The sequence below is a fragment of the Cohaesibacter sp. CAU 1516 genome (assembly GCF_005771485.1).
GTDB lineage: Bacteria > Pseudomonadota > Alphaproteobacteria > Rhizobiales > Cohaesibacteraceae > Cohaesibacter > Cohaesibacter intestini.
Map to the genome: position 1 here is coordinate 1,181,243 of NZ_VANT01000001.1, position 20,457 is coordinate 1,201,699.

Below are 20,457 nucleotides of genomic sequence, written 5' to 3' on the forward strand. Positions count from 1 at the left end.
TTTCAATTTGAGTTTTGGGCCCCAGTCGCGCTACATGGTTGGGGAAGACCGAGTGCGGAGTTTTGAATGAGCGCAGAGCGACAGAATGGCGAATGGGGTCACCGGGGCACGGCGAGAACCACTTTTGCCGCCGGGTTGACCTTCCAATCGGTCGCCTGCAGCTTTGACGGGTTAGAGGTGTTGCGTGATATCTCGCTGAGTATCAAGCCCGGTGAGGTTGTGTCCCTGCTCGGTCAGTCCGGCTCGGGCAAAACGACCCTGCTCAGGATCGCTGCCGGGATTGAACGGCAGACGGCGGGTACGGTGTTGATCAATGACCGCGAAGTATCGTCCGGTCGCATCTTTGTGCCGCCCGAAAAGCGCAGTGTCGGTCTGATGTTTCAGGATTATGCGCTGTTCCCCCATCTTTCGATCCTGCGCAATGTGATGTTTGGTCTTACCGATCTGCCCTCAAAGGCGTCGGAGATCGAGGCTTTGGCTGCCCTTGGCCGCGTGGGGCTTGCGGACTATGCCGACCATTATCCACATATGCTTTCCGGTGGGCAGCAACAGCGGGTCGCCTTGGCGCGAGCGATTGCGCCACGCCCCAGTATCCTGTTGATGGATGAGCCTTTTTCCGGTCTGGACAATCGTTTGCGTGACCGGGTTCGCGACGAAACACTGGCGGTTCTGCGTGAGATTGGCGCAACCTGCATCATCGTTACTCATGACCCGGAAGAAGCCTTGCGGATGAGTGACAGAATTGTGCTGCTGCGGGATGGTCGGATAGTTCAATATGCGAAACCCGAAGAGCTTTACTATCATCCAGCCAATCATTGGGCTGCGCGCTTTTTCTCGGATCTCAATGAAATTGAAGGCGTCTATCGCTCGGGCAAGGCCAGAACGGTGGTCGGTGACTTTGCCTGTGAGGGCTTTGACGAAGAGCAGCCATTGATGGTTTGTGTCCGTCAGCAGGGTGTCAAAATGCATGTGGCGATTGATGGCTCCTATGTGCCGGCCATTGCCGCAAGGGTGCGGCGGCGCATGTTCCTTGGCGAAGTGGATCTGTATGAGATTTCGGTCAAGGGGGTGGATCAGCCGTTTTTCGTGCGCTCGAGTGCCGGGCAGATATTCAGTGTTGGCGAGAATATCGGTGTATCCTTTCGTAAAAAAGATGTGCTGATATTTGCCAAGGAAGACTAAAGGGCTTATCTCTCTAGGAAACAGTGCCAGCAAACTAGGCATAAATATAATCGGGAGCTATGCTTCCTATAACGACAAGATCAATTACAGGGAATTCAAATGGGACAGATTGGTATCTGGCAGATTGTCATCATCGCGGTTGTGGTCGTATTGCTGTTCGGCCGTGGCAAAATCTCCGAATTGATGGGTGATGTGGCCAAAGGCATCAACAGCTTTAAAAAAGGCCTCAAGGACGAAGACACCGCGCAGGACGCGATCGAAAACAAGCCGTCCGAGACAGTGGAATCCGAAAGCGAAGAGAAAAACAAGGTCAGCTAGGACCTGTTGTCGTGCCTGCCGGTTCATGTGACCATTGGCAGGCATTGCTTTGCTTTGCTTTGGTGGCGCGTGCAAGGGTGGCGTGACGGGGTCGCGCCACCGGGATTTGTCCGTCGTCGCCTGTTCTCTTTTCTCTTTAGCGGAGCCGGTGTGCATCCATGTTTGATATCGGTTGGACGGAAATACTCGTCATCGTCATCGTCACCATTTTGGTGGTAGGGCCAAAGGAATTGCCTGGTCTGTTGCGTACCATCGGCAAGACGGTGGGTAGTATGCGCAAGATGGCGGGAGACTTTCAGGGCCAGTTCAATGAAGCCCTGCGGGAAGCGGAGCTTGAGGATGTCAAGAATACCATCAGTGACGCACGCAAGTTGAACCCGACCAATGCCATCAAGGATGCTGTGACCAAGGAAATCGGCTCGCTTGACGATGTGACCGATGAACTCAAGAAAGATCTCAATGAAGCGAGTTGGGATTTTGACGAAGCAATGGCTGATGTGGCCGCCAGAAAAGAAGCTGCCAACACGGCTGCTGCGGATCTGGTGGACGAGGGGGATGCCAAACCGGCCGCCGACCCGGCCCCTGTTGCGGCACCGGCTGAAGATTCCAAAGACAAGACAGACGCTTCTGCTGACAAATCCAGCGCAAAGGCCGATTAAATGACTGAGAGTGACAAGGAACTGATCGAGGAGAGCAAAGCTCCGTTGATCGAGCATTTGATCGAGTTGCGCAGCCGGTTGATGAAAGCGGTCATTGCGGTCGCGATTGCCTTTATTGTCTGCTTCTTCTTTGCAGCTGATATTTTCAACATTCTGATCATCCCTTACGAGACGGCAGTGGGCGAGTCGCGTCAGGTCGAACTGATCTTCACCGCGCCGCAAGAATATTTCTTCACCCAGTTGAAACTGGCTCTGTTTGGTGCGCTGTTCATCGCCTTTCCGATCATCGCCAGTCAGATCTACATGTTCATGGCACCGGGGCTCTACAAACATGAGCGGCAGGCCTTTGCACCGTTTCTGATCGCCACGCCGATCCTGTTTGCCATAGGGGCATCGTTGGTATTCTTCGTGGTGATGCCGTTGGCGATGCAATTCTTCCTGTCGATGGAGCAGACCGGGGCAGGGGTGGCGCAAATCACCCACTTGCCAAAGGTGAGTGAATATCTGGGGCTGATTATGACCCTGATCTTTGCCTTCGGTCTGGTGTTTCAGCTGCCGGTGGTTCTGACCCTTCTGGCGCGCGCCGGACTGGTGGATGCGGAAGGCCTCAAGGCCAAGCGCAAATATGCGGTCGTGGCGACCTTCGTAATGGCTGCGGTTCTCACGCCGCCAGACCCGGTCAGCCAGTTGGGTTTGGCCGTGCCGACGTTGCTGCTCTATGAGTTGTCAATCTGGTCGGTGAAACTGGTTGAGAAGAAACGCCTTGAGAAGGAACTTGAAGGCGAGGAATTCTCGGAGTAAATCTCCACGAAATTGGGCGGCTTGGCCGCCCTTTTTCGTTGCGGAAGTAACACAGTTTGTGGGTTACTTGGCTGAATAACAGCCGCGTCCTGCATGGGGGTTGCGTCTTCTGGTGCCTTTACCTATTTTTCGCGCGACCATTAGCATCTTGCCGACTCGTGTCCTTCCTGATTTGCTTATCGGGCAGGGCCTCGTGGCCAAGCTGTCTTCGAGCGCGGGTGTCGATCCGGTCGGTCTCCCGAAAGATTTTGCGACAGTGCAACAAACGGAACTATTGTCATGTTTGATATCAAATGGATACGCGAAAATGCGGAAAGCTTCGATCAAGGCCAGATTGCGCGCGGCGCCGAAGCCTCCTCGTCCCGTTTGATCGCACTGGATGATGCGCGCGTCGCTTATGTTCAGACCTTGCAGGACGCCCAGCAGCGGCGCAATGCCGCTTCGAAGGAAATTGGCAAGGCCAAGGGCTCGGGCGATGAGGAAAAGGCACAGGCCCTGATGGCCGAGGTGAGCGACCTGAAAGGCATCATTCAGGACGGTGAAGCCAAGACCCGTGCCTTGCAGGACGAACTGATTGAAGCGCTGAGCACCCTGCCGAACCTTGCGTTGGATGATGTGCCTCCCGGAGCGGATGAAGCGGACAATGTTCTGCATCACAGCTGGGGTGATATTCCCCAGATGGACTTCGAGCCAAAGGAACATTACGAACTTGGCGAAGCATTGGGCGGGATGGATTTTGAAGCCGCTGCCAAGATTTCCGGTTCGCGCTTTGTCGTTCTGAAGGGCAAGCTGGCGCGGCTGGAACGGGCGATTGGCCAATTTATGATCGATCTCCATGTCAATGAACATGGCTATGATGAAGTGTCTGTGCCGACATTGGTGCGTTCGGATGCGATGTATGGCACCGGACAACTGCCGAAATTCTCCGAAGATGCCTTTCATACCGACGATGACCGCTGGCTCATTCCAACGTCCGAAGTGCCGCTGACCAATCTGGTGCGTGACAATATCGTTGACGGGGATCAGTTGCCCATGCGCTTTACGGCCTTGTCCCAGTGTTTCCGGTCCGAGGCCGGGTCGGCTGGGCGCGATACGCGCGGCATGTTGCGTCAGCACCAGTTTAACAAGGTCGAGATGGTTTCCATCACTGACGAGGACAGCTCGGTCGCAGAACAGGAGCGGATGCTCTCCTGTGCCGAGGCCGTGCTGCAGAAGCTGGGCATTGCCTATCGTGTCATGACCCTTTGCTGTGGCGACATGGGCTTTGGCGCGCGCCGGACGTTTGACATCGAAGCGTGGCTGCCGGGGCAGAATGCCTATCGCGAAATTTCGTCCGTTTCCACCTGTGGCGATTTTCAGGCCCGCCGGATGAATGCCCGTTATCGGGTGCCCGGTGAGAAGCATGTGAAATTTGTGCATACGCTGAACGGATCCGGTGTTGCGGTTGGCCGTTGTATGATCGCTGTCATGGAAAATTATCAGACTGCCGATGGGTCGATCGTGATCCCGGAGGTTTTGCGTCCCTATATGGGTGGTCTTGAGGTGATCAGCGCATGAACTCGGTGCGTATGATCCATTGATCCGTTTGGCGGGTTTTCCGTATCGCGCACATGGAAGTGTGCGATCGTAATTTTGAAGAAAAGAGGGAAAGATGCGCATTCTGCTGACCAACGACGATGGTATCAATGCTCCAGGTCTGGAAGTTCTGGAGAAAATTGCGCGTTCCCTCTCAGATGATGTCTGGATTGTCGCTCCGGAAAGTGAGCAGTCCGGGATGTCCCATTCCCTGACCTTGCATGACCCGTTGCGTCTGCGTGAGCTGGGCGAAAAGCGCTTTGCCGTGCATGGCACACCGACTGATTGCGTGATTATGGGTGTCGGGCATGTGTTGCCCGAAAAACCCGATCTCGTTCTGTCCGGCGTCAATCGCGGACAGAATATGGCCGAAGATGTGACCTATTCGGGCACGGTGGCCGGTGCCATGGAAGGGGCGCTGCTCGGCATCCGCTCCTTCGCGCTCAGCCAATCCTATGGCTGGCAATCAAAGGACGGGGTCGACTGGACCTGTTCCACAGAAAAAGGCGCGGAGGTGGTGAAAGGCCTGCTTGATCACGATCTTCCTTTCCAGACCCTGCTCAATATCAACTTCCCCGATTGCCATCCCGATGAGGTGAAAGATGTTGTTTTCACCAAGCAAGGGCGGCGGGATCAGGCACAATTGAGCGTGGAGCCGCGGGTGGATACGCGCGGGCAGAGCTATTTCTGGCTTGGATTTGAAGGCCGCCGGTTTGATCCAAAGCCGGGCACCGATTTGCATGCTATTTACAACCAGCAGATATCGGTGACGCCACTCAATCTGGATATGACGGATCACGTCACGCTCGGAAAGCTAAGCTAGAGGCTAGGTGTTTCCCCGTTTCGGGTGGGGCGTTGTCTGTGTTGTTTCTCCTGTCAGTGAATTGGAATCTCTGCTGAATCCGTAATGCTGGATGGTTCAGCCAATCGACAGTTTTAGATGCATTTTTAAGGGTTTGGAAAGGTTACTGCGGTTTAATTGTAGCCAAACCTGGGGTGTAGTGCGTTTGAAACCGGTGTTGGCATGAACTATTCTGTATTGCGTAAATGTCTCTCAACAACGTCCATCGTTGCCATTGCAGCGACGCTGGCGGCTTGTAGTGGAGATTTGGAACGACAATGGGGCGATCCCAGCAAAAGGGGATATACGCCCAATCAGCAAAGCATTTTCACCAACTCAACCAAGCAGGTGCCTGTTCAGAGCGCTGCCGTTCAGTCGATGCCTGCTGCGGTCGCTCCTGCACGCCCTGTCACCCAACCGGCCCCTGTCTATAGCCCGCCTCAAACGGTTTATGTAACGCCGCCAGCACAGCAACAGTTCGTCACCAATTCGATTCCAAGCGCAACGCCGCAGTCAGTTTATTCCCAGCCGATGCCGCCGATCGTGCAGGCGCCAACCCAGTCCGTTCCGGTCACAGTGGCGAGCAATCGGGTGCCCGTTACCGCTCCTGTCTCTGTGCCGGTGAATGTGCGCTCAGCGGATTATACTGCAACCAGTTCCATCAATTCGACCCCTCTTAGTGGGCCTCCGGTTGTTGTTTCGCGCTTTGACAGTATGCCAAAAGCAGCGCCACGTGCGAAACAGACGCAACTGGCGACCTATCGGCCTCAGACTTTGGCACCCCGTGCTACGGTGAATGTGCCTATTGCAGCGCAGCCAATGCCGCCAAAGCCGGTTGAGCAGACACGTCGCTTCTCGATATCAAAATTCTTCTCCCTGCCAAAGTCATCGCCCAAGCCAAAGGCGGTCGACTATACATCGACTGCTTCGATCCAGCCGCCCGCTGCGATCCAGTCACAAAATGCACGCGTGCCTGTTGCCAATCGCCCGATCTTGAACCAGCAGAGGGTTTCTGCTCCCCGCACCAGTGGTCAATGGACCAGTGCTGGCGGGTCGATGATCACTGCTTTGCCGGGTGACGATATTCAGGGGCTGTCGCGTCGCTATGGTGTTCCGGCAAAGGCAATTGCCGATGTCAATGGATTGGTAGATCAGAGCTTTATTGCACCGGGTCAGCAATTGATCATTCCTGTCTACCAGCAGGCGCAGCTTCAGCCGGCTCCATCCGTGCAGCCTCAGACCCGTTGGCAGTCGCCGTCTGTTCAGACCTCCAGCCTGCCGACCATGCCGATTGCGCTTCGGGTGCCCAAGGCCAATCCTTTGCGGCTGCAGTCCAACACCCCTTATGCCGTGAATGTGTCGCGTCATCAGCAGCAGGCCAACGCGCAGAACCGTCACATGGTCATGCCCGGCGATACGCTGAGTGGTATTGCCAGCCGATATGGTGTGTCGACAAAGACTCTGGCTCAGGTCAACGGTTTGTCGCCTACATCGCGTATCCGCATGGGGCAGCGTCTCAGGATTCCGCAAAAGAATGTTGATTACACATCAACTGCGTCGATCAATCGTCAGTCGACCGTAGTGACTGCTGTTTCTCAGCAAAAGGTGAAAACACCGCTGCGGCTTGCCAAGCTGCCGAAAACCAAACCACGGTTTGTCAGCAAAGCTTCAACGCCAAAGTCCAAGGTGACCCGACGCAAAGTTGCCGCGCTGAGCCAGCCTGTCGGACTGCCCGATGATGTTCAGTCCGATGCGCGCCCTGTTTCGCAGCCATCCAAGCCCTCTGACGCGCGTGTCGCATCAAACGATCCACAGTTCCGTTGGCCAGTTCGGGGGCGGATCATTTCCAATTATGGCCGAAAGCGTGATGGCGGTCGCAATGACGGTATCAATCTCGCAGTGCCTGCCGGTACATCGGTTCGGGTCGCAGAGAGTGGAACGGTCATCTATGCGGGTGACAAGCTGAAGGGCTATGGCAATCTGGTTCTTGTGCAACATGCAAACGGCTATGTGACGGCCTATGCGCATAACGAGAAGATTATGGTGTCCAAGGGGCAACAGGTGCGTCGCGGTCAGATTATTTCTCAAGCCGGTCGCTCGGGGGATGTGGATAGCCCGCAATTGCATTTCGAACTGCGGATCAAGGGCGATCCGGTTGATCCGGTTCCCTATCTGGTCAGCAGCTAATGAGGCTAGGTTTTTACTTCAAAGGGACGCAATTGCGTCCCTTTTTGAGTTCGGGGAATGCTTTCCTATGACCAACGCCATCGGGTTGGCTTGGTGTTTTTGGTGTGCCTTTGGTCGAATTGCTCGCAGAAAGGCGCTAAAATTGGGGGATTTAGGTGGTCCCTCCACATCTGTTTGGCGGTTTTTGGCTGTTCGGATTTCAACAAATATTGAAACCGCCTATAGTTAAGAGATAACCGAATCATGTTCACGGCGGAGCGTGGGGCGGTCATCGACCTAGTTTGTCAGTAGTTTCGGGTGAGGCCATGTCGAATTCCAGTGCAGCTCAAGAACCCTCTATGGAGGAAATTCTGGCGTCTATTCGTCGCATCATTTCCGACGAGGAAGCTGCCATCAGTCAAGATAGTGCGCCAGAACCTGAAGCAGAGTTGCCCGCGGGCGATACCGAGCTTAGTCAGGATGACTTGGATGCGCTGTTTGACAGCCCAGCCCCGGATCCAGAGCCAGAACCGGAAGAAGACCTCGAAATGGACATGGCTGCGGCCATGGCGGCGGAAGCCGACGAGCCGGAAGAGGAAGAAGAGGTTCTCGAGCTTCAGACCGCTTGGCAGGAGCCAGATCTGGTCGAGCCGCGGGATGACGACCTAATGTTCGCCGAAAAGGAACCGGCTCCAGAACCTGAAAAACCCGAACCATCTGCACTGGAACAGAAGGTTCAGGAATCGCTGGAGCAGAAGGTGCCGGAGATGCTCAAGGCGAGCATTGAAACCGAACCGACGCCGACAGGGCCGTTGCCAGATGTCGGTCGTGGCTCTCCATTGGTCTCTGATGAGGTTTCATCCATCGTCACCAGTGCGTTTGGCAATCTTACCCATACGGTTTTGTCCAACAATCCACGCACCATGGAAAATGTGGTCGAGGACATGCTGCGGCCGATGCTGAAGGCATGGTTGGATCAGAATTTGCCAATTATGGTCGAGCGGCTTGTCCGTGCCGAGATTGAGCGAGTGTCCAGGGGTGAGCAGCATTTTCGCTGATCACCCGCACCAATCCCTTATGAAATCCTCATATTCGCCACCTTTTTGATGCGTTTGCGTTCTTTTTGTGCGTGAAATATGCGTCAGTTGGCGCAAGATTGCGCGCAAGGCCTCTCAAATGGTTGACAGGCCGGGGCGGAATGGGATTTACACCTTACCCGAGACTTTTTTGATCAGGCTTGGCGTGCCATGGCCGGGATCTGACATTTGAGAGACAGGCGAGGGGGACACCCCATTTATGCCTGCGATATGGAAGTATGATGCTGGAGAAAACATTCGATGCGGCGGCGGTTGAGCCGCGCCTTTATGATGCGTGGGAACAATCCGGTGCCTTTAAGGCAGGTGCTGGCAAGAAGGACGGGCAGGACAGCTTCTGCATCGTGATCCCTCCACCGAATGTGACAGGCTCGCTCCATATGGGCCATGCGCTCAACAATACCCTGCAGGATGTGATGATCCGCTACCACCGCATGCATGGCAAGGATGTGCTGTGGCAGCCGGGCATGGACCATGCCGGTATTGCCACGCAGATGGTTGTCGAGCGCCAGTTGGCGGCCAACAAGGAACCGTCCCGCCGGGATATGGGCCGCGAGAAATTCCTCGAGCGCGTCTGGCAATGGAAGGGCGAGTCTGGTGGTACGATCTTCAATCAGCTGCGCCGTCTGGGCGCAACGGCGGACTGGTCGCGCGAGCGGTTCACCATGGATGAGGGTCTGAGCAAGGCCGTTCAGAAGGTCTTTATCGAGCTATACAACGATGGCCTGATCTATCGTGGCAAGCGGCTGGTCAACTGGGACCCGAAATTTGAAACTGCGATTTCTGATCTCGAAGTGGAGAATAAGGAAGTCGATGGCCATATGTGGCACTTCAAATATCCGCTGGCTGGTGGGGAGACCTATACCTACACCGAGAAGGATGAAGACGGCAACATCACCTTCCAGGAAGAGCGGGACTATATCTCGATTGCCACGACCCGTCCTGAAACCATGCTGGGTGACGGTGCGGTTGCCGTTCATCCGTCCGATGAACGCTACGCGCCGATTGTTGGCAAATTCTGTGAAATCCCGGTCGGTCCGAAAGAGCATCGCCGCCTGATCCCGATCATCACCGATGACTATCCGGATCCGGATTTTGGTTCTGGTGCGGTGAAGATTACCGGTGCCCATGACTTCAACGACTATCAGGTTGCGCGTCGCGGCAACATTCCTTGCTACCGCCTGATGGATATGAAGGCCGCACTTCGGGCCGATGGCGCGCCTTATGCAGAATGCTCTGCCACGGCTGTTGCGATTGCCAAGTCTGGCGATCTGCCAAGCGAGAGCGAAGTTGACGCCATCAACCTTGTGCCTGATGAATATCGCGGTCTGGATCGCTTTGAAGCGCGCAAGCAGATTGTTGCTGCCATCAATGCGGAAGGCCTCTGCGTCTTTGCCAAGGATGAAGACGGCAATGACGTGCCTTACGTTGAAAACAAAAAGATCATGCAGCCATTCGGTGATCGCTCCGGCGTTGTCATCGAGCCGATGCTGACCGACCAGTGGTTTGCCGATGCCAAGACCTTGGCCGAACCTGCCATTGCATCAGTCCGCGAAGGCCGCACCAAGTTCGTACCGCAAAATTGGGAAAAGACCTATTTCGAGTGGATGGAAAATATCGAGCCATGGTGTATTTCCCGTCAGCTCTGGTGGGGCCATCAGATCCCGGCATGGTACGGCCCGGACGAGTCCGTTTTTGTTGCCTACAGCGAAGAAGAGGCGATGGAGCAGGCCAAGGCGAAGTTCGGCAAAGAGGTTGAACTGACCCGCGACGAAGACGTGCTTGATACGTGGTTCTCGTCTGCCTTGTGGCCCTTCTCGACTTTGGGCTGGCCGGACAAAACCCCTGAGCTGGACCGCTATTATCAAACCGACGTGCTGGTCACCGGCTTCGATATCATTTTCTTCTGGGTTGCCCGGATGATGATGATGTCGATGCATTTCATGAAGCAGGAGCCGTTCCACACGGTTTATGTCCATGCCTTGGTGCGTGATGAGCATGGCGCGAAAATGTCCAAGTCCAAGGGCAATGTCATCGATCCGCTGGATCTGGTTGAAGAATATGGCGCGGATGCCGTTCGCTTCACCCTGACGGCGATGGCCGCGCAAGGCCGTGACATCAAGCTCGCCACGAGCCGCGTCGCCGGTTATCGCAACTTCGGCACCAAACTGTGGAACGCAACCCGCTTCACCCAGATGAATGGCTGCGCCCGCGTCGAAGGGTTCGACCCGAACAGTGTCAAGGAAACCATCAACCGCTGGATTGTCACCGAAGTGGCCAAAACCGCGCAGGAAGTGTCTGACGCGATCGAGACCTATCGCTTCAATGATGCGGCCAACGGGCTTTATCGCTTCGTCTGGAACCTCTATTGTGACTGGTATATCGAGCTGTCCAAGCCCATTTTGCAGGCCGACGGCGAGAGCGATGCCAAGAGTGAGACGCAAGCCTGTGCGGCTTGGGTGCTTGATCAGATCTGCTTGCTGCTGCATCCGCTGATGCCATTCATCACCGAAGAGCTGTGGGCGGAAACCGGCAAGACCGGCCCGGCGCGCGATGGTCTGCTGATCACCGAAAGCTGGCCGAGCTATGACATTGCCGACACGGGTGCGGCCGATGAAATCAACTGGTTGGTTGATATCATCAGCGCGGTTCGCTCTGTGCGCTCGGAAATGAATATTCCACCGTCCAGCCAGTTGAAACTGGAAATTGTTGGTGCCAGTGACGAGACCAAAGCACGCCTTGCCAATCAGGATGCTGTGCTGAAGCGTTTGGCACGTGTTGAAGATATCAAGATCTCTGACGAAGTGCCGCAAGGGGCTGCGCAGGTGGTTGTCAATGAAGCAACCGTCGCTCTGCCACTGGCTGGTGTGATCGATCTGGCCGCTGAAAAGGCCCGCCTGGAAAAGGAAATCGACAAGATCTCCAAAGTGGCGGCTAAGTTCGAAGCCAAACTTGGCAACGAGAAATTCCTTGCCAATGCGCCGGATCACATCGTTGCCGAGCAGAAGGCCAAGCTGGAAGAGCAGAATGCTCTAAAAGCCAAGGTGCAGGAAGCTTTGGAGCGCATTTTGGCCGCTCTGTAAGTTGATCCCAGAGACTGTTCAAAGCCCCGGTCATTGGTTTGGCCGGGGCTTTTTTTTGTTTCTGAAGGCTTTTCTGTTGGCAAGCAAGAAACGGGCTGCCGATGGTGATGGCTGTTCCTAGGATGCAGGACATTGATTGGTATTCAAACGGAGCAAACCATGTCTTTTCAAATTTCCGGGCTGGAGCCTGACCAGTTTTCTCATTTGTTCGGGTTGTCGGATGACATTCTGAAACAACAAGGGGTCATTCGCTATCAGGTGGAAGAATGCCCAGGCTTTCCGGATCGTGTGGGACTAAGAGACATGGCAATTGGTGAAACGGCCTTGCTGCTCAATTATGAGCATTTGCCCGTCCAATCGCCCTATCGATCCCGTCACGCCATTTTCATCTGTGAGGCTCCGCAACAGGCCGCCCACTATATCGATCAAGTGCCAGACGTCATGACCCGCCGGGTTATTTCCCTTCGGGCCTTCGACAAGGCGCATCATATTGTTCATGCGGATCTTGCCAGTGGTGACGAAATCAGGACCAGTATCGAGGCGTTTCTGGCAGACCCGGCCGTCAGCTATATCCACGCACACTATGCTAAGCCGGGTTGCTTCGCAGCGGAAATATGCAGGGTGTCTTGATCTGGATAGGGGTGGCTTTTGTCCTTATTCGGCAAAGCCACCACTTCACTCATTGCTTTCTTGATGGTGTTTCGGGCACTGTCAGCGTAGCTTGACGCCCTTTTCACCGGCGAGATTCTGAATGAACTGCCAGGCGACGCGACCGGAGCGGGAGCCGCGGGTGGTGGCCCATTCCAAAGCCGCGGCGCGCAAGACGCTTGGGTCGACCTCGATGCCATAATCAGCGACATAGCCATTGACCATGGCCAGATAGTCATCCTGCGAGCAGTTGTGAAAGCCGATCCAGAGGCCAAAACGGTCGGACAGGGAGACCTTTTCCTGTACGCTTTCGCCGGGATTGATGGCGGTCGACTTTTCGTTTTCGATCATGTCGCGCGGCATCAGGTGGCGGCGGTTGGATGTGGCATAGAATAGTACATTGTCCGGGCGCCCTTCGATGCCGCCATCAAGCACGGCCTTCAAGGATTTGTAGGCATTCTCGCCGCTGTCAAAGGACAGATCATCACAGAAGAGGATGCAGCGTTCCGTGCGTCCCCGCAGACGGTTCATCAGGATCGGCAGGCTTTCGATGTCCTCGCGGGCAATTTCGATCAGTTTGAGGCGGTCTTCTGTTGCTGTCTGCTCATTCACCGCTGCATGACAGGCCTTGACCAGCGATGATTTCCCCATGCCACGGGCACCCCATAAAAGTGCGTTGTTGGCCGGCAGGCCCTTGGCAAAGCGCCGGGTATTTTCAAGGATGATGTCGCGGTTTCGATCGATTGCCTTGAGCAGACTGATATCCACACGATTGACCTTTGTGACCGGCTGGAGGTAAGCGACCGGGGTCGCGTGCCAAACAAAGGCATCAGCCGCGTTGAGATCCGTTTTCGGTGTCTCTGGCGGCACGGCGCGATCGATTGAGATGTGGATTTTCTTCAGCAGTTTTGCGATTCTTTCGAGCTCACTGGCGGACATGGAAGGAAAGGCTCCGTGATTGGCGTCCCAAGCCGCGGAAAAGGTGGCGAAAAAACGGGAGGAACCGCCTGTTGCCCCTTTCATCTTGTGCAAAGGATCATTATGTCTAGCCCTTGATTAGCAGAGTTGGATACAGCGTTGCAAACCGTTCACGGACACTTTGCAAAGTGTCGTTGGATCGCTATAGTCCGCTCGACCCCATTCCCGACCATAATCATGGTCCAACATATCCACGGAATGTGCCCGATGGGTGGGTACACACCGCAAAGGAGGCCTCTATGGACGCGCAAATTCTGCAACTCCTGCCGTTTGTCCTGATCTTCGTGATCATGTATTTCCTGATCATCCGTCCGCAACGCCAGCAGGTGAAAAAACACGCCGAGATGGTGGCCAATGTGCGCCGTGGCGACACCATCGTGACCGGTGGCGGTCTGGTGGGCAAGATCACCAACGCGACCGAAGGTGACGAAGTCACCGTTGAATTTTCTGAAGGCGTGAAAATCAAAGTTGTTCGCAAGTCGATTGCAGAAGTTCGCTCCAAGACCGAGCCTGCTGGCAAAGCCTGATTGCCTGAGCCTTATTTCATTTCAAGTCGCACCCGGTTCGCGCCGGGTGCTCTGCCTATAATGGTAGGATAGCCGCATGCTACATTTCGCCAAATGGAAAGTGGGTTTGGTCCTGATCACCGTGATCGTGGGCATCCTGTTTTCTCTTCCCAATCTCTTTTCCGAAAAATTCCTCAAAGACACGATGCCAAGCTGGATGCCGTCCGGACAATTGGTTCTTGGTCTTGATCTTCAGGGCGGGGCCCATATCCTGCTGCAAGTTGAGGAAGAGGGTGTCATCAAGGAACGCCTTGAAGTTCTGCGCGGTGATGTCCGCTCCCGGCTCCGTGAAGACAAGATCGGTTATAGAGGTCTCGCAGTCAAAGACGGCGCAGTGCAAGTACGCCTTCGCGAACTTGGCGATCTGGAAGCAGCGCGGACGAAACTTCAAACCCTCGTTCAACCGGTCACCTCGTCAATTCTGTCAGGGGGCGGTGCGATGGAAACCGTTCTTGATGTCAATGAGAATGGTCTGTTCCGTCTCAGTCTGACCGAGGAAGGTATCACGTCGCGCGTCTCGAATGCCGTAGCGCAGTCGATTGAAGTGATCCGCCGACGTGTTGACGAACTGGGTACCACAGAGCCTTCCATTCAGCGTGAGGGGAACAACCGCATTCTGGTCCAAGTGCCGGGGCTGCAGGATTCCGATCGCCTGAAGAAAATTCTTGAATCCACCGCCAAGCTGACGTTCCGGATGGTGGATACCTCGATGGCGCCGGAAAATGCGCTGCAAACCCGTCCTCCACTGGACTCGGAAGTATTGTTCGAAGCGCAAGATCCTCAAAATCCTCTGCCTGCCGACCAACGCACACCTTATCTTGTCAACAAACGGGTGCTGATTTCCGGTGATGAGCTGGATGATGCACAGCCAACCTTTGATCCGCAGACCAACGAACCTGTTGTCTCGTTCCGTTTCAACACGTCGGGTGCAACGAAATTTGCGCGCGTCACGGAGCAGAATGTCGGTCTGCCCTTCGCCATTGTGCTTGACAATGAGGTCATCTCCGCGCCTTCCATTCGCGAACCGATCCGCGGTGGCTCCGGTATCATTTCCGGATCCTTCACAGTGGATAGCGCCAATGATCTGGCGGTGTTGATGCGGGCTGGCGCGTTGCCTGCCGATCTTACCATCATTGAAGAACGCACCGTTGGTCCGGGCCTTGGCAAGGACTCCATTGAGGCAGGCGAAGTTGCCGGTCTTGTCGGGGCTTGTGCCGTCGTGATCTTCATGTTGATCAGCTATGGTTTGTTCGGTGTATTTGCCAACATCGCCCTGGTGGTCAATGTCGGCATGATCATTGGTGTTCTGTCCGGCCTTGGTGCCACGCTGACCCTGCCGGGTATTGCCGGTATCGTTCTTACTGTGGGTATGGCAGTGGACGCCAACGTGCTGATTTATGAGCGCATTCGCGAAGAAAACAATTTCGGTCGGTCGACCATTGCGGCGATTGATGCCGGTTACAGCCGGGCGCTGGGAACCATTCTTGACGCCAACATCACAACCTTCATCGCGGCGATCATTCTGTTCTCGCTCGGCTCCGGTCCTGTGCGTGGTTTTGCTGTGACCCTCGCTGTCGGTATCGTGACGACCGTCTTCTCCGCTTTCACCTTCAACCGCTTGCTGGTGGCGACATGGGTCAAGGCCCGCCGTCCTGCCAACTTGCCTATTTGATCCAACGGAGAGACTGATATGAAACCGCTTCGTTTTATCCCGGATGGCACCCATATCCCGTTCATGAAAGATCGGTTTTGGAGCTTTCCGCTCTCCGGTTTGCTGGTGATCGCCTCGATTGCTCTTTACCTGATCTTCAACCTCAATTTCGGCATCGACTTCAGAGGCGGCACGCTGATTGAAGTCAAGACCGCTGAACAGGTGGCCGATGTTGGCGATATGCGCGCCAAACTTGGCACACTTGGTTTGGGGGACGTGGAAGTACAGGAGTTCGGTGCGCCTGACACGGTCTTGATCCGTGTTCAGACGCAGGATGCCGGCGAAGAAGGCCACGAAAAAGCCCAGCAGAATGTTGTCACGCTGGTCAAGGAAACCCTCGGCAACACGGTGGAATATCGCCGTGTCGAGGTGGTCGGGCCCCGTGTCTCCGGTGAGCTGGCAAGTGCCGGTTCCATTGCCGTGATTTCTGCCCTGTTCGCAGTTCTGGTCTATATCTGGTTCCGCTTTGAGTGGCAGTTTGCGCTTGGGGCCGTGATAGCCACCTCGCACGACGTGATCCTGACCATTGGTATCTTTGCCTTGCTGCAAATGGAGTTCAACCTCTCCACCATCGCAGCGGTTCTGACCATCGTCGGTTACTCACTCAACGATACCGTGGTGGTCTATGACCGTATTCGCGAGAATTTGCGCAAATATAAGAAGAAGCCTCTGACGGAAGTACTGGATCTGTCGATCAACCAGACCCTGTCCCGGACGCTTCTGACCTCGGTGACCACTTTGCTGGCTCTCGGCTCGCTCTATTTCCTCGGCGGTGAAGTGATCCGGTCCTTTACCTTCGCGATGATCTGGGGTGTCTTTGTCGGTACATATTCGTCGATCTTCATCGCCTCTCCGTTGCTCATCTTCCTGAAGCTGCGCTCCGAACAGGTTGCGGTGCCGTCCGAAACGGACGAAGCTGGCAATGTGACGGCCTCTTGATCCGATGATTTTCAACTGGTTGAAGGGCAACAAAGACAAGCCCGATCCCAATCCAAAACCGCGCGCCGGGCAGGGGGACACTCCGCCCGGCGTCGCGCCTCAAGCCGATGGCTTCATCGAGAATGCCGTCGCTCTGGCCGCTGGTATCGAAATGGTCGATGCCTTTTATCCCGGACGAGACCCCATCGACTATTATGGCAATGGTGGCTTTCGCTTCGGCGATATGTCCCATCAAGGTGCCTTGATGGTCCTGCCGAGCGGCACCCGCCGTTGGGACCTGCCTGAGGATGGCCCATTCAGCCTTGCGAGCTTTGAGCGGATTCTCACAGAGAAAGACGACATCGAGATCCTGCTGATCGGTACGGGACCCCGGCTCACTCCGTTGGACCCCAAAGTTGCAGGGCACTTGCGTGGTGAAGGGCTGAAACTGGATGTGATGGATACAGGTGCGGCTGTGCGCACGCTCAATATCCTGTTGTCCGAAGATCGAGCCGTCGCTGCCGTCCTGTTGCCTGTCGATTGAGCCGAAAGGTGCTCCAGCATGTCAGACCTGCATGATGCGTTTGCCTTCTGTCAGTCCGAGCTGAAACGTCTTGATCCAGTGCGGTATTTTGCCAGCCTGACAGCGCCTGAGGCTGTTCGCGCTGACTTTCTTGCTTTTCAATGTTTCCTTGCTGATGTCGCCGTGATTCCAACGCGCGTTAGCGAGTCCGCGATGGGAGAAATCCGTCTGACATGGTGGCGGGATATCGTCGCTGACGCCAATGTTGATCAGAGCCCTGGAAATGAGGTGGGAAATGTTGGACCCGTCGCCTCGGCCTTAAAAGCGGTTCAGCGTCGGCATGCATTGCCGATCGACCGTTTGGTTCCGATCATCGAAGCGCGTCGATTCGATCTCTATAATGACCCGATGCCGGATATGCCGCATTTCGAGACCTATGCGGGAGAAACAGAAGCGTTGGCCCTGATGCTCTCGGCACAGATTCTTTGCAAGGATGTTGCTGATATTTCCGGTTTGTGTGGACATGCCGCAATGGCGATCTGTCTGGCACAGCATCTGTTTGACTGGCCTCAAAATGTGGAGCGGCAAAAACTATTCCTGCCTGCCGATGCTTTTGCCGCCCATGGCTTGGCTCAGGCAGATTTGATTGCCGACAAGTCTAAAGCCAACGTGGCCGCGGCCCTTCTGACCCTTAGTGAGCTGGCTGAAATGCATCATGCCAAAGCAATGGCAGAATTGAAGCTGGTGCCCAAGGATGTACGAAGCCAGATTGCCCCTGCCTTTTTGCGGCTTGCTCCGGCCCGTTTGATGATCCGGATGCGCCAGAAGCACCCCGCAAGGTTGCTTCGTTTGGCGCGGTGGCGCTGTTACGGGTCGATTTGGCGAATGGCAGCTGCTGTCTGATGCGCCCCAAGGCCTGTTGGCTGGCTATGCCTGTTGCAACCAGCCCTTGATGTCTTCCAATGCCCGTTTGGTGAGCGCTTTTTTCTTCGACAACTGCTTTTCTGGCCCCCGCATTTTCGAGCCATCTTCCCGGCGGCGCGAAAATTCCACGGGTGGGAACAGCCCGAAATTGACATTCATCGGCTGGAAAGAGCGCTGACCGCCGTTGGAATCGATCAAATGTCCCCCGGTGATGTGGCCAAGCAACGCACCAAAGGCGGTGGTTTCCGGCGGTGGGGCAAGGGTGCGTCCGGCAAGCTCAGCTGCGATGAAGCGACCCGCCAACAGACCAATCGCCGCTGATTCCACATATCCCTCGCAGCCGGTGATCTGACCGGCAAAGCGTAGATGAGGCATCGATTTGAGGCGCAGGCTCTGGTCCAGCAGCTTCGGCGAGTTTAGGAAAGTGTTCCTGTGAATACCACCAAGGCGCGCAAACTGGGCCTCTTCGAGACCGGGGATCATGCGAAAGACGTCTGCTTGTGCGCCATATTTCATTTTGGTCTGGAAGCCGACGATGTTGTAGAGGGTGCCGAGCTTGTTGTCCTGGCGCAATTGCACCACCGCATAGGGATCGGTATCCGGATCATGGGGGTTGGTCAGGCCGACGGGTTTCATCGGACCATAGCGAGGCGTGTCGATGCCGCGCTCGGCCATCACTTCAATCGGCAGGCAGCCGTCGAAATATTTCGCCTTTTCTTCCCATTCCTTGAATTCAGCTTTGTCTGCTTCCAGCATCGCCGCGATGAAGGCCTTGTATTCGGCTTCGTTCATGCCGCAATTGATATAGTCCGCGCCTGTGCCTGACGGGCCGACCTTGTCATAGCGGGACTGGAACCATGCTTTGTCCATATTGATCGAGTCGAAATGGACGATCGGTGCAATGGCATCGTAAAATGCGAGGGATTCCTCGCCTGTTGCCGCCAAGATTGCCTCGGAAAGTGACTTGGAGGTAAGGGGGCCGGTGGCGATCAGGCAAAGGCCCGCCTCAGGATCAGGCAATGCGTCCACTTCACCCCGCACCAAGGTGATTAAAGGATGGGCCGCCAAACGGTCGGTGACCGCTTCGGAAAACGCTTCACGCGCAACTGCCAACGCGCCACCTGCAGGCACGGCATTGGCATCGGCCGCGGAGATAATCAGAGACTGCGCCTCTCGCATTTCCTGATGCAGCAGACCGACCGCGTTGGCCTCATGGTCGTCAGAGCGAAAAGAGTTGGAGCAGACCAGCTCTGCACAGTGATCCGTGACATGGGCATCGGTCGAGCGGACAGGGCGCATTTCCTGCAAGATCACGGGCACGCCTTGATTGGCCAATTGCCAAGCGGCTTCAGAGCCTGCAAGACCGGCGCCGATGATACGAACGGATTTTTTGGTTTGCATGATCTGCCAACACTCCAGATAGCTTTGCTAAGCGAGGGAAAGTGGGTTTTCCTATCATCCTTCGACTCAGAAGCAAAGCCTGACTTGTGCCTTGAGCGCAGAAAGATGGCCCTGTCGTTGGCTCGCAGATCTGCATCATGATGGGCGTCTATTGGAATTTTTCCATTTGGCATTGCCCAGGTGCGGTGATACATGATTAGACGCGACACAGCCTTTCGGAGCCGACTCATTCACATCATGACCCGCATCAAAGCCATTTCTTTTTCTTGCCTAGTCGGCGGATTGTCAGCCTTGCTGGCCGGGTGCCAGACCCAGAGCACCAGTTCTCTGGACGATTGGTCCTCGCGGATGAGCTATCGCGCGCCGAGCAGCAGCCAGATTTACATTTGCCATGCCTTCGGGTGCAAACTGAAGCACAGTTTCAGACCCGGTGAAAAGGATCTGGCAAAGCTCAAGTCCATTCTGGCGCGTGGCAAGGCGAGCCCGGAAGCTGAGCGCGAAGCCATCGGCAAGGCCGTTCAATGGTTCGAGAAGCGGGTTGGGCCGATTGTCGGCTCTGACAAGGATATTGGCGGGCTTGATATGCGCAATTCCGGTGTCGCAGGACAAATGGATTGCATCGATGAAGCCAGCAACACCACGTCTTATCTGACCTATGCCGAGAAAAACGGATTGCTCAAATATCACACCGTGCTTGCGCCGGTGGCTCGCGGCTTTTTCCTTGATGGTCGTTATCCCCACGCCACAGCCGTGGTAAAGGACAAGGAAAGCGGAAAAAGGCACGCGGTTGATAGCTGGCGTCACGACAATGGCGTTCTGCCAATCATCAAGCCGTTGGAAGCCTGGTATCGCGAATCCCCGTCCCGACAGGCAAGCTGAGCCGGACTGCATTAATCCCTTCAAAATAACAGAATGCGCATGGATCCTGTCCGGGAGCGTGCTGTTGCGCGCGCTGATTGATGAGACTTGCGTCCGTTTCCGGGGTTTCAGAAAGGCGGAAAGCAAAAAGCCCACCGGGGGAGGAGGTCCGGTGGGCTTATTGAACGTCTCAAAACGGGGAGGAGGTCGT

18 protein-coding genes are annotated in these 20,457 nt (G+C 55.4%); 16 read left to right on the forward strand and 2 right to left on the reverse strand.

Annotated elements, in window-relative coordinates:
• The first annotated feature begins 66 nt into the window (after positions 1–66).
• From FDK21_RS05425 to FDK21_RS05470, 10 genes are all read left to right on the forward strand, one after another.
• Positions 67–1,182, forward strand: coding sequence for an ABC transporter ATP-binding protein (locus tag FDK21_RS05425; protein ID WP_114008778.1), 1,116 nt, complete (start codon positions 67–69; stop codon positions 1,180–1,182).
• A gap of 99 nt (positions 1,183–1,281) precedes the next feature.
• The gene (locus tag FDK21_RS05430; RefSeq protein ID WP_114008777.1) at positions 1,282–1,500 is read left to right on the forward strand and encodes a twin-arginine translocase TatA/TatE family subunit; all 219 of its coding nucleotides are present in this window, start codon (positions 1,282–1,284) and stop codon (positions 1,498–1,500) included.
• Positions 1,501–1,658: 158 nt separating this feature from the next.
• A complete protein-coding gene (gene tatB / locus FDK21_RS05435; protein WP_114008776.1) occupies positions 1,659–2,159 on the forward strand; it encodes a Sec-independent protein translocase protein TatB in 501 nt (166 codons plus the stop codon).
• Entirely contained in the window at positions 2,160–2,960 is an 801-nt protein-coding gene (gene tatC / locus FDK21_RS05440) for a twin-arginine translocase subunit TatC (protein WP_114008775.1), read from the forward strand.
• Between the two features lie 279 nt (positions 2,961–3,239).
• Positions 3,240–4,517 carry a serine--tRNA ligase gene (gene serS / locus FDK21_RS05445; RefSeq protein WP_138147728.1) on the forward strand — a complete coding sequence of 426 codons (1,278 nt, stop codon included), beginning with the start codon at positions 3,240–3,242 and terminating at the stop codon, positions 4,515–4,517.
• A 94-nt stretch (positions 4,518–4,611) separates the two neighbouring features.
• Positions 4,612–5,358 carry a 5'/3'-nucleotidase SurE gene (surE, locus tag FDK21_RS05450; protein WP_138147729.1) on the forward strand — a complete coding sequence of 249 codons (747 nt, stop codon included), beginning with the start codon at positions 4,612–4,614 and terminating at the stop codon, positions 5,356–5,358.
• 201 nt (positions 5,359–5,559) lie between these two features.
• The gene (locus FDK21_RS05455; RefSeq protein ID WP_138147730.1) at positions 5,560–7,563 is read left to right on the forward strand and encodes a LysM peptidoglycan-binding domain-containing M23 family metallopeptidase; all 2,004 of its coding nucleotides are present in this window, start codon (positions 5,560–5,562) and stop codon (positions 7,561–7,563) included.
• A 305-nt stretch (positions 7,564–7,868) separates the two neighbouring features.
• A complete protein-coding gene (locus FDK21_RS05460; protein ID WP_138147731.1) occupies positions 7,869–8,600 on the forward strand; it encodes a DUF2497 domain-containing protein in 732 nt (243 codons plus the stop codon).
• A 260-nt stretch (positions 8,601–8,860) separates the two neighbouring features.
• Positions 8,861–11,719 (forward strand): valine--tRNA ligase, encoded by a 2,859-nt coding sequence (locus tag FDK21_RS05465; protein WP_138147732.1) that lies wholly within the window; start codon positions 8,861–8,863, stop codon positions 11,717–11,719.
• 159 nt (positions 11,720–11,878) lie between these two features.
• A complete protein-coding gene (locus tag FDK21_RS05470; RefSeq protein ID WP_138147733.1) occupies positions 11,879–12,349 on the forward strand; it encodes a DUF1203 domain-containing protein in 471 nt (156 codons plus the stop codon).
• An 81-nt stretch (positions 12,350–12,430) separates the two neighbouring features.
• On the opposite strand, the gene FDK21_RS05475 is transcribed toward FDK21_RS05470, so the two are convergent.
• A complete protein-coding gene (locus tag FDK21_RS05475; protein ID WP_138147734.1) occupies positions 12,431–13,306 on the reverse strand; it encodes an ATP-binding protein in 876 nt (291 codons plus the stop codon).
• Between the two features lie 278 nt (positions 13,307–13,584).
• On the opposite strand from FDK21_RS05475, the gene yajC reads away from it, so the two are divergent.
• The 5 genes from yajC to FDK21_RS05500 all read left to right on the forward strand — a co-directional run bounded on the left by yajC (position 13,585) and on the right by FDK21_RS05500 (position 17,966).
• A complete protein-coding gene (gene yajC / locus FDK21_RS05480; protein ID WP_114008769.1) occupies positions 13,585–13,872 on the forward strand; it encodes a preprotein translocase subunit YajC in 288 nt (95 codons plus the stop codon).
• A 76-nt stretch (positions 13,873–13,948) separates the two neighbouring features.
• Positions 13,949–15,583: a protein translocase subunit SecD gene (gene secD / locus FDK21_RS20885; protein WP_138147735.1), complete on the forward strand. Its 1,635-nt coding sequence runs from the start codon at positions 13,949–13,951 to the stop codon at positions 15,581–15,583.
• An 18-nt stretch (positions 15,584–15,601) separates the two neighbouring features.
• Positions 15,602–16,561, forward strand: coding sequence for a protein translocase subunit SecF (secF, locus tag FDK21_RS20890; RefSeq protein WP_138147736.1), 960 nt, complete (start codon positions 15,602–15,604; stop codon positions 16,559–16,561).
• Positions 16,562–16,694: 133 nt separating this feature from the next.
• Positions 16,695–17,084 (forward strand): MTH938/NDUFAF3 family protein, encoded by a 390-nt coding sequence (locus FDK21_RS05495; RefSeq protein WP_138147960.1) that lies wholly within the window; start codon positions 16,695–16,697, stop codon positions 17,082–17,084.
• Positions 17,085–17,102: 18 nt separating this feature from the next.
• Positions 17,103–17,966, forward strand: coding sequence for a squalene/phytoene synthase family protein (locus FDK21_RS05500; RefSeq protein ID WP_138147737.1), 864 nt, complete (start codon positions 17,103–17,105; stop codon positions 17,964–17,966).
• 24 nt (positions 17,967–17,990) lie between these two features.
• Here the strand turns inward: FDK21_RS05500 and trmFO are convergent, their stop codons facing one another.
• Positions 17,991–19,388 (reverse strand): methylenetetrahydrofolate--tRNA-(uracil(54)-C(5))-methyltransferase (FADH(2)-oxidizing) TrmFO, encoded by a 1,398-nt coding sequence (gene trmFO, locus FDK21_RS05505; RefSeq protein WP_138147738.1) that lies wholly within the window; start codon positions 19,386–19,388, stop codon positions 17,991–17,993.
• A 192-nt stretch (positions 19,389–19,580) separates the two neighbouring features.
• Here trmFO and FDK21_RS05510 point away from each other — a divergent pair, with 192 nt between their 5' ends.
• Positions 19,581–20,267 (forward strand): hypothetical protein, encoded by a 687-nt coding sequence (locus tag FDK21_RS05510; protein ID WP_198662858.1) that lies wholly within the window; start codon positions 19,581–19,583, stop codon positions 20,265–20,267.
• Positions 20,268–20,457 lie beyond the last annotated feature (190 nt).